Source organism: Streptomyces africanus, assembly GCF_002150735.1.
GTDB lineage: Bacteria > Actinomycetota > Actinomycetes > Streptomycetales > Streptomycetaceae > Streptomyces > Streptomyces africanus.
This window is the reverse complement of sequence record NZ_MUKA01000472.1, coordinates 1-8,971: the sequence shown is the minus strand read 5'-3', so window position 1 is coordinate 8,971 and position 8,971 is coordinate 1. Positions and strand designations below refer to the sequence as shown.

The 8,971-nt window shown below is 72.3% G+C and carries 8 protein-coding genes and 2 pseudogenes; 4 read left to right on the top strand and 6 right to left on the bottom strand.

Translation table 11 applies throughout. The features are described 5' to 3' along the window. A pseudogene (locus CCL05_RS40090) lies at positions 1 to 325 on the top strand (ribonuclease HI); the annotation flags it as partial. Here CCL05_RS40090 and CCL05_RS40085 read toward each other — a convergent pair. Together CCL05_RS40085 and CCL05_RS40080 are read right to left on the bottom strand one after the other, a co-directional pair. After that, positions 326 to 535: pseudogene (locus tag CCL05_RS40085) on the bottom strand (tyrosinase family protein); the annotation flags it as partial. 83 nt (positions 536 to 618) lie between these two features. Beyond that, positions 619 to 2,346: a cholesterol oxidase substrate-binding domain-containing protein gene (locus CCL05_RS40080; RefSeq protein WP_086565524.1), complete on the bottom strand. Its 1,728-nt coding sequence runs from the start codon at positions 2,344 to 2,346 to the stop codon at positions 619 to 621. Between the two features lie 153 nt (positions 2,347 to 2,499). On the opposite strand from CCL05_RS40080, the gene CCL05_RS40075 reads away from it, so the two are divergent. Further along, positions 2,500 to 3,483: an aldo/keto reductase gene (locus CCL05_RS40075; RefSeq protein ID WP_086565523.1), complete on the top strand. Its 984-nt coding sequence runs from the start codon at positions 2,500 to 2,502 to the stop codon at positions 3,481 to 3,483. Positions 3,484 to 3,492: 9 nt separating this feature from the next. Here CCL05_RS40075 and CCL05_RS40070 read toward each other — a convergent pair whose 3' ends face one another. After that, the gene (locus CCL05_RS40070; RefSeq protein ID WP_086565522.1) at positions 3,493 to 3,840 is read right to left on the bottom strand and encodes a hypothetical protein; all 348 of its coding nucleotides are present in this window, start codon (positions 3,838 to 3,840) and stop codon (positions 3,493 to 3,495) included. 219 nt (positions 3,841 to 4,059) lie between these two features. Between CCL05_RS40070 and CCL05_RS40065 the strand changes: the two genes are divergently transcribed. Beyond that, positions 4,060 to 4,485, top strand: a complete 426-nt coding sequence (locus tag CCL05_RS40065; RefSeq protein ID WP_244204562.1) for a DUF6328 family protein — start codon at positions 4,060 to 4,062, stop codon at positions 4,483 to 4,485. A gap of 74 nt (positions 4,486 to 4,559) precedes the next feature. Here the strand turns inward: CCL05_RS40065 and CCL05_RS40060 are convergent, their stop codons facing one another. The 3 genes from CCL05_RS40060 to CCL05_RS40050 all read right to left on the bottom strand — a co-directional run bounded on the left by CCL05_RS40060 (position 4,560) and on the right by CCL05_RS40050 (position 7,150). Next, positions 4,560 to 4,985 (bottom strand): SsgA family sporulation/cell division regulator, encoded by a 426-nt coding sequence (locus tag CCL05_RS40060; RefSeq protein ID WP_086565520.1) that lies wholly within the window; start codon positions 4,983 to 4,985, stop codon positions 4,560 to 4,562. A gap of 66 nt (positions 4,986 to 5,051) precedes the next feature. After that, complete coding sequence (locus tag CCL05_RS40055) at positions 5,052 to 6,083, bottom strand: hypothetical protein (RefSeq protein WP_086565519.1); 1,032 nt, start codon at positions 6,081 to 6,083, stop codon at positions 5,052 to 5,054. Positions 6,084 to 6,178: 95 nt separating this feature from the next. Continuing rightward, a complete protein-coding gene (locus CCL05_RS40050) occupies positions 6,179 to 7,150 on the bottom strand; it encodes an LLM class F420-dependent oxidoreductase (protein ID WP_086565518.1) in 972 nt (323 codons plus the stop codon). A 72-nt stretch (positions 7,151 to 7,222) separates the two neighbouring features. On the opposite strand from CCL05_RS40050, the gene CCL05_RS40045 reads away from it, so the two are divergent. Continuing rightward, positions 7,223 to 8,860 (top strand): serine hydrolase domain-containing protein, encoded by a 1,638-nt coding sequence (locus tag CCL05_RS40045; protein ID WP_244204560.1) that lies wholly within the window; start codon positions 7,223 to 7,225, stop codon positions 8,858 to 8,860. Positions 8,861 to 8,971 lie beyond the last annotated feature (111 nt).

The following is an 8,971-nucleotide window of genomic DNA, read 5'->3' as shown; positions in this document are numbered from 1 at the left end:
CCAGGTCGACGGCGACCGGCTCAACGACTTCGCCGACCGAGCCGCCAGCCAGGCCGCCACCGTGCAGGAGCCCGCGGGCAGCGGCCTCGGCTCCCCCGAGCCGCCGCCCGCCCCGGACACCCCGGCCAAGGCCCCCCGGTCCCGCTCGCGCGGCGGCGCGACCCGCACGGGGAAGGCGTCCGCCGCGAAGGGCTCCTCGCGCACGATCAAGGCGAAGTTCCCCGGACGCTGCCAGTGCGGCCGTTCCTACGCGGCCGGTGAGTCCATCGCCAAGAACGACAGCGGCTGGGGCCACCCGGAGTGCCGCGCGGGAGCGACCGTCTGATCACGCGTCGAGCGTGTAGTGCGCCGTGTGGTCCAGCAGATCCGCCGGGCTCGTGTCGTGCCACGGCCGCATCGTCTCGCGCAGATCGATGACGTTCGGCGTGCCCGCGGCCGGCAGATAGCCGGAGCCGGGATGCCGCCGCTGCCACTCGGCCCACAGCTTGTCGATGAACGCGTGGTGCAGCCAGAACACCGGGTCGTTGGGGGAGACCCACGCGAGCACCGTCGACGCCCTGGTGGAGCGTTACGCGCCGGCCGTGCAGGCGCACCTCACGCCTCAGCGCCCCGCGCACCTCACCTCTTCGCGCCCTGGCCGAAGAGCCGGTGCAGGAAGGCGTTGCCGTACACGCGGTGCGGGTCCAGCCGGTCCAGTACCGCGTCCGCCTCGGCCCACTCGGCCGTGCCGACCGCGGCCGGCACCACCGTGTCCAGTACCTCCTGGTCGCTCCATACCTCGTCGTCCGTGTACGCCCACCCCTTGGACCACTCCACCCTGGTCAGGGCGGACCCGCCGTCGTACGCGCGCAGCAGGTACCGCTCGATCTCGCGCAGGAACGCCTCCGCGTCCGGCGTGCCCGGCAGCGTCAGGATGTCCAGCCACACGGCCGTGTCCCACTCGGGGTGGTCCGCGCGTGGCCGCAGTGCCGACAGCAGTGGCGCGCGGGCCCCGGCCACCCCGCAGTCGCCGGGGTCGTCCAGTCCGGTCACCCGGATCTCCACCGACCCGTTGACCGGGAAGCTGCCCCGGGCCGCGTACGCCGTCAGCCGCTCCCGGTAGAACGCGGCGAACTCTGAGACGACCTGCTGCACCCGGTCCCTGGACGTGAGCACGGCGTAGCCGTTCGCGTGGACCCGCAGTGTGGTCGGCTTCAGGTAGAGCAGGGTGTTCTTGGACGGCCCCCAGATGTCGCCGGAGAGCGTCGCCGCCAGCCCGAGGGCGGCCGCGTCGTACTGCGCGGTGCCGAGCAGCGGCGCCAGATACCAGGCCGCCTCCGACGTCATCCGGTCGACCAGCTCCGCCACCGGGGCCGGGACGTTGTCGGAGAACGGGTAGTTGTACGGCCGCCTCACGTGCCGTGAGGTCAGCGGCCGGGTGGGGGAGACGCTCCACACCTTCAGCCAGGGGTGCTCGGTGAAGGCGAACCAGATCGCCTCGGCCCGTCCGGCTTCCTCCAGGAAGCTCGCGAACGTGTGGCGTCCGTTCCCGGTGCCGGGCGCGGCGAACAGTTCGCCGGCCGGGATGTCCGTCCGGCTCACGCACCGCAGAGCGGTGTTGGCGCCCACCCGCAGCACGACCTCGGTCACCAGGGACCGCCCGAGATGGGTCAGCAGCGCGGCGCAGTCCGTCTCGTCACGGTGGAACGTGCGCAGCGCGTACGCGCCGGCCCGGGAGTCCCACACCACGGCCGTCAGGGACAGGATCAGGTTGCTCAGCGAGCCGTACGTGTGCCCCGGCGGGCGCCGCTCGTCCCGTGCGGGAACGGCGGTGCCGTGCGCGTCGATCGCCAGGGCGCCGCCCAGGGTGAGCACACCGGGAGCGGGCGTCGCCGTGACCCCGAGGCCATGCTCTTCCAGGAAGGTGAGCAGGGCCTCCATGGTCACGCCGGTGCCGGCGCGTACGGCGGCCGGCGAGTCCAGGGCGAGGCCGGTCAGGTGCGGCGCGGTGTCGACGAGGAGGACGGGTGCGCCGGACGGCGTCCCCTCCGTCACCGTCAGGGGCGACCAGCCGTGCGAGGCGCCCCGGGCGCGCACCCGCCACCCGTGCCGCCAGGCCCAGTTGACGACGTCGACCACCTGGCCGGGGCTTCCCGGCGCACAGGCCCACAGGCCGTCGGCGGTGATCTCGCCGACCCAGTTCCGGTACGCCGAGCGGTACAGCGCGACGTCCGCCGGGAAGTCCGGCAGCTCCGCCGCGGCGGCGGCCGGATCCGCCGGCAGCCCCGGCACGGCGGCCAGCGCGGCAGCGGTGAGAAGGAAACCCCGGCGCGACCAACGCGCCTCACCCGACGGGAAGTTGCTCACTGGACCAGTTGTCACATCGAGCCACGCTAGGGGCCCGTTGACACGTGACATATCCCTGCCGACTCTATTCACTCGTGTGAGTGAATCGGGTGGGGTCGGCGCCCGGAGCGAGATGTTCCGCGCGCGGCCGTGACGGATGACAGACTGACGCCCATGGACGAGCGCACATTCGACAGGTCGGGCCAGCACGCCTCCGTCATCGGTCTCGGTACATGGCAGCTGGGCGCCGACTGGGGAGACGTCGACGACAAGGAAGCCCTCGCGGTGCTGGAGGCGGCGGCCGAGGCCGGGGTGACCTTCTTCGACACCGCCGACGTCTACGGCGACGGCCGCAGCGAGCAGACCATCGCCGCGTTCCTCAGCGGCAGGCCGGACCTGCACGTCCTGGTCGCCACCAAGATGGGCCGCCGGGTCGACCAGATCCCGGAAAACTACGTGCTCGACAACTTCCGCGCCTGGAACGACCGCTCCCGGCGCCACCTCGGCGTCGACCGTATCGACCTGGTGCAGCTGCACTGCCCGCCGACGCCCGTCTACTCCACGGACGAGGTGTTCGACGCCCTCGACACCCTGGTCGAGGAGGAGCGGATCGCCGCGTACGGCGTCAGCGTCGAGACCTGCGCGGAGGCGCTGACCGCGATCGCCCGGCCGAACGTGGCCAGTGTGCAGATCATCCTCAACCCGTTCCGCATGAAGCCCCTGCGCGAGGTGCTCCCGGCCGCGCGCGAGGCGGGCGTCGGCATCATCGCCCGCGTGCCGCTGGCCTCCGGCCTGCTGTCGGGCAAGTACACGCGGGACACGGTCTTCCCGGAGAACGACCACCGCACCTACAACCGGAACGGCGAGTCCTTCGACGTGGGCGAGACCTTCTCCGGCGTCGACTACGGCACCGGCGTCGAGGCCGCCGCCGAGTTCGCCGCGCTCGCTCCGGAGGGGTACACCCCGGCCCAGCTGGCCCTGCGCTGGATCATCGACCAGCCCGGTGTCACGACCGTGATCCCCGGCGCCCGTTCACCCGAGCAGGCCCGCGCCAACGCGGCCGCCGCCCGCCTGCCGGAGCTGTCCGGCGAGACGCGGGCGGCGATCCGTGACCTCTACGACCGGCGGATCAGGGACCAGGTGGAAACCCGCTGGTGAGGCGCGCCCTCAGGGCACCAGGAGCAGCTGCCTCTCCTGCTCCTGGTCGCCGGAGGCGACACCGTCGTCGCGGGACGTGAAGGCCCGGGTGAGCGTGTCGCTCGCCCGCCGCACCGCCTCCGGGGTGCCCTGCACCGTGACGGTCACCGGGGCGGACAGGCGCTCGGCGCCCGACCCGGCGCTCCCGGCCGGAGGTGCGTCCCCGTCGCCGTCGAAGGTCGCCATGTGCACGGTCGCGTTCTCGTCGGCGGGCAGCTCGTCCGGCGCCCCGAACGTGCCTTCCAGGGTCCGGACGACCGCTCGTGCGTCGTCGGCACCCCCGCCGCTGAGCGTGACGGTGAGCTGCGTACCGGACATGCGTCCACGACCTCCTCGGGCTGTGCGTCAGTCGCCGTCCGTGTAACCGTCCGCTGATCGCTCAAACCGCCGTGCGGGCCGGGACGACGGCCGCTTACGGGGAACCCGCGTGAGACAAGCACCCACGTCTCACACCGGGGAGTCACAGTGGCGGACACGGCAGACGGCGCGCCCAGGCGCCGGGGGCGCAACGAGACGGAGGAGGAGAGAGCGGACCGGATGTGGCAGGAACTCATCCAGGAGGTCCGCGTGGCCCAGATGGGCGTGCAGATCCTGTTCGGCTTTCTGCTCACCGTGGTGTTCACCGACAAGTACGACGACCTGACCGACACGGACCAGCTGATCTACCTCGTGACGGTCGTCCTCGGCGCGTGCGCGACCGGGGCGCTCATCGGGCCGGTCTCCCTGCACCGTCTCGTCTCCGGGCGGCGCGTCAAGCCCCAGGCGGTGCGGCTGGCCTCCCGGCTGACCCTGCTCGGCCTCGTGCTGCTGCTCGCCACGACGACCGCCTCACTGCTGCTGATCCTGCGCGTGGCGACGCACGACGGCTTCGTGCCCTACCTCGTCGCCGGAGTGGTCGGCTGGTACCTGCTGTGCTGGTTCGCCCTCCCTCTGTGGGTCCGGCGCCGCCACACCTCGAAGTGAGGGCCTGCGGTGGTGCCCGCGCCCGACCGCGGACACCACCGCAGGTTCCGTTCGTCAGCGGGGAACGCCCCGGATCAGCCCCCGGCGATGACGTCCGCCAGGAAGTCGTCGACGCGGACCTCCTCGCGGCCGGGCGGGACCATCTCGTGGGTCTCCCGCAGGAACGCCGCGAACGCCGGGGCCCACGCGAACACCACCGCGTGGTGCCGGCCGCCGTCGGGGCGGGCGTCACCGAAGAACTCCAGGCGCAGCTCCTGCCACATGCCGTGCGACTCGGGGCGCATCCGCACGTCCCCCACCCCGACCGGACGCCGCAGCGCCTCGCCGAGCATCTCCCGGTCCAGCTGCCAGCGGGCGAGGACACGGCCGTCGTGGCTGAAGACGACGGTGACGGCGAAGGGGTCCGCGGCGTCGTAGCTCAGGTGGGCGAGCACGGAGAAACGGTCCGTGTCACCTGCCTGGAGCTGCACCACCAGGGTCTTGTGCACGAAGGAGTTCACGAGAGGGCCTCCGGGAAGAACCAACCGACGTAGAGCCCTCTAGTACCCCCCACACGCACAAGATGCTCAGCCCTCCGGGTGATTCCCCCGGGCACCGCGCAGGGACTCGATGCACACGGCCACGGCCCGCTGGAGCTCCTCCAGGCGCTCGACCATGTCGTCCTCGTAGAACTCCCCGGCGTCGTCGAAGGTCAGTTCCTCGAACACCTTGGTCGCTTTCTGGAGGCTGCTGTAGAACTTCGTGCGCCGTTCCCGCACCCGCAGTCCCGGGTCGGTCTCCACGGTCTCGACGACGAGGGACTTCATGGTGTCGTACGCCTCGGCGGCCCACTCGCCGGCGTCCTCGTCCTCGTCCAGCTCGTCGATGAGCGACAGGTGCCGCTCGGCCTCCTGGCGGAGCTCGGCCGGTGCGTCCAGGGTCTGCCCCGCGGGCGTCTTGATCTGGCCCGACTCGGCGATCTGGCGCACGTATCCGATCCGGTCGGCCGCCCTGCTCTCGCCGGCGACGGCCTTCTTCAGCTCGTCGGTGCGCACGACGTCACGGGCCAGCTCCGACTGGAGTTCCGGGTCCTCCCGGACCCGGTCCAGCAGGGCCTGGCGGGCCGCGCGGGCGGTGGCGGGGTCGGCGAGGATCGCGGCGCGCAGAGCGGTGGGGTTCTCCGCGACCTCCAGCGCCTTCGTGGGCCGGATGCCCTCCGCCTCGGCGGCCTCGGCGATGGCGGTGCCGCGCTCGGACGTGGCGCCGGAGCGGGAGACGTAGTAGCTCAGCCACACGTCGGCGTCCGGCAGTTCCACCTCCTGACCCGGCGTCAGCGCCTCGAAGTGCGGGACCAGCCCGTCGTCGGCCGCCCGGTCCCACGCCTTGTAGTAGCGCATGACCCGCTCCGGGGAGCACCCGGCGAGCTCCGCGAACTCCTTCGCCGACACCTTCGGCGTCTCGTCCGCGCCCTGCCCGCCGGGCCGCACGCTGCGCGCCACTTTCAGTCCGAAGGCCCACCCTCCGGTCCGGGCGTACGCCCCGAACTCCCGCGCGTCCCGCGCGATCGGCTCGCAGACGGGTGCCGGGGAGGTTTCGGGCGGGGTGATCGCTAGGGTCACGGACGACTCTCCTGAACAGGCTGGCCGGTTGAGTATGTGCGGCTCGGCAGCCTATACGTGCCCGTGGACCGGGCCGGCCCGGGAGGGGGAGGACCTCAGCCGAACGCGTCGCGCAGGGCGGGCAGCAGGGTCTTCTCCGACCAGTCCAGGTACGCCGGCTGCGACTCGCCGCCGATCTGGACCAGGGCGATCTCGGTGAAACCCGCCTCGGCGTACGGGCGCACGGCCTCGACGAACGCGTCCGGGTCGTCACCGCACGGGATCGAGTCGGCCACGTCGTCGGGCGTGACGAACTGGGTCGCCGCCTCGAAGGAATCCGGGTGCGGCAGCTCCGAGTTGACCTTCCAGCCGCTGCCGAACCAGCGGAACTGGGAGTGGGCGCGCTTGATCGCCGTGTCCCGGTCGGCGTCGTAGCAGACCGGCAGCTGGCCCACGCGGGGCTTGCCCTCGCCGCCGTGCCGGTCGAACGCCTCCAGCAGCCCCGCCTTGGGCTCCGTGGCGATCACCAGATCGCCCAGCCGGCCCGCGAGCTCGCACGACTGCTCCCCGGAGACGGCGATGCCGATGGGCGGCGCCGTCTCCGGCAGGTCCCACAGCCGGGCCGACTCCACGTCGAAGTGCGTGCCCCGGTGGTTGACGTGGCCGCCCTTGAAGAGGGCGCGGATGATCTCCACCGCCTCCTCGAACATCTCGTGCCGTACGTCGACGGACGGCCAGCCGCCGCCCACCACGTGCTCGTTGAGGTTCTCGCCGGAGCCGAGCCCCAGCCGGAACCGCCCCTCGGACAGCAACTGGACCGTCGCCGCCTTCTGCGCCACCACCGCCGGGTGGTAGCGGAACGTCGGGCACGTCACGTACGTCATCAGCGGGATACGTGACGTGGCCTGGGCGGCCGCACCGAGCACCGCCCACGCGTAGGGCGAGTGACCCTGCGAGCGCAGCCACGGGAAGTAGTGGTCGGAGGTCACCGAGAAGTCAAAGCCCGCATCCTCGGCCCGCACCACATGGTCGACGAGCTCGCGGGGGCCGGCCTGCTCGGTCATCATCGTGTATCCGATTTGCACCATAACCGCCGAGTCCCCTGACAGCAGGCGTGAAAACTGCTCGATCAAGGTCCGCCTGCGGGGCAGGATGCCCTCATGAGTGCCTTCTCTCTGCCTGCGGACAGCCCCGCCGCCCAGGGCGTCGACGCGTCCGGTGTCCACGCCTTCCTCGACGCCCTCGAAGCGCATCCGGAGATCGAGCCGCACAGCCTGATGATCATGAGGCACGGCAGGCTGGCCGCCTCCGGCTGGTGGGCGCCGTACACCCCCGACCGCCCCCACCTGCTGTACTCGCTCAGCAAGAGCTTCACCGGGACCGCCGCCGCCCTGGCCGAGGCCGAGGGCTTGCTCGACTTCGACGCGCCGGTGATCTCCTACTTCCCGGAGCTCGCTGCCGAGATCACCGACCCGCGCAGCCGGGCCATGCTCGTCCGGCACGTGGCGTCCATGGCGAGCGGCCACGAGCGGGAGACCATCGACGAGGTCTACGCGCTGGACAAGCAGGAGCCCGTGCGCGGGTTCCTGCTGCTGCCGCCGGACCGCGACCCCGGCACCGTCTTCGCCTACAACCAGCCCGCCACCTACACCCTCGCCGCGATCGTCCAGCGGGTGACCGGGCAGCCGCTCACCGCCTATCTGCGGCCCCGGCTGCTGGATCCGCTGGGCATCGGCGAGGTGTTCTGGCAGCGTGACCGCGCCGGCCGCGAGATCGGCTACAGCGGTCTGCACGCCACCACCGACGCCATCGCCCGGCTCGGCGAGCTGTACCTGCGCGACGGGGTGTGGGAGGGCGAGCGGCTGCTGCCCGAAGGATGGGTGGCCCGGGCCACGCGCCCGCACATACCCACCGCCGGAGCCATGGGCGACGAGAACCGGCAGGACTGGGACCGGGGCTACGGATACCAGTTCTGGATCTCCCGCCACGGCTACCGGGGCGACGGCGCCTACGGCCAGTTCTGCCTGGTGCTGCCCGAGCAGGACGCGGTGATCGCGATGACCGCGGCGACCGTGCGGATGCAGGACGTCCTGAACCTGGTCTGGCAGCACCTGCTGCCCGCCTTCGGCCCCGAGCCGCTGCCCGGCCGCGAGAGCGCCGACAAGGCCCTGCGGGAGCGCCTCGCCGGGCTCGCGCTCGCGCCCGCCCCGGGCAGGCCGGCACCCCCGGACGCGACGGAGGAATGGTCGGCAGCCGAGTTCAGGTCCTCCGACGGGGACGGTCCCGCTCTGTCGGCCGGGCTCGTACCGGACGCGGACGGCTGGACGCTCCGGCTCACCGAGGGCGAGCACCGGCTGGACCTGCGGATCGGAGCGGAGGGCTGGACGGTGGCGGAGAAGCCGCTCCCGACCGCGGTGAGCGGTGGCTGGACGGACCCCGGCACGCTGGCCTTGGAGGTGGCCTTCCTGGAGACCCCGCACCGCCTGGCGCTGACGTGCTCCCTCGCGGACCGTACGCTCACCGCGAGCTGGCGCACACAGCCCCTCGCCTCCGGCCGGCTCACCTCCCTGCCCGGCCGGAACGTCTTCAGGACGGTCCGCAGCGCCTCCTGGTTCGCCTTGGCGTCCCAGTCGTCGTCCGGGGTCGTCCAGCGCAGTGAGAAGCTCCGGCCCCCGCCCAGCAGGAAACCGCGGCCGAAGGTGTGCACCCGGGTGCCGTCGGCGTCCACCGTCCACTCCATGTCGGCGGCCTCGCGTCCCTGGTACGTCGTCGCGCGGATCTCGCCGATCCGCCGGTAGTCGCCGGACCGCTCCAGGTTGGGTTCGACTTCGTCGCGCCACACGGCCACGGGGTCCGGGCCCACGCCTTCGCTGTAGGTGACGGCCAGTGTGCGGTCGTCACCGTCGGCA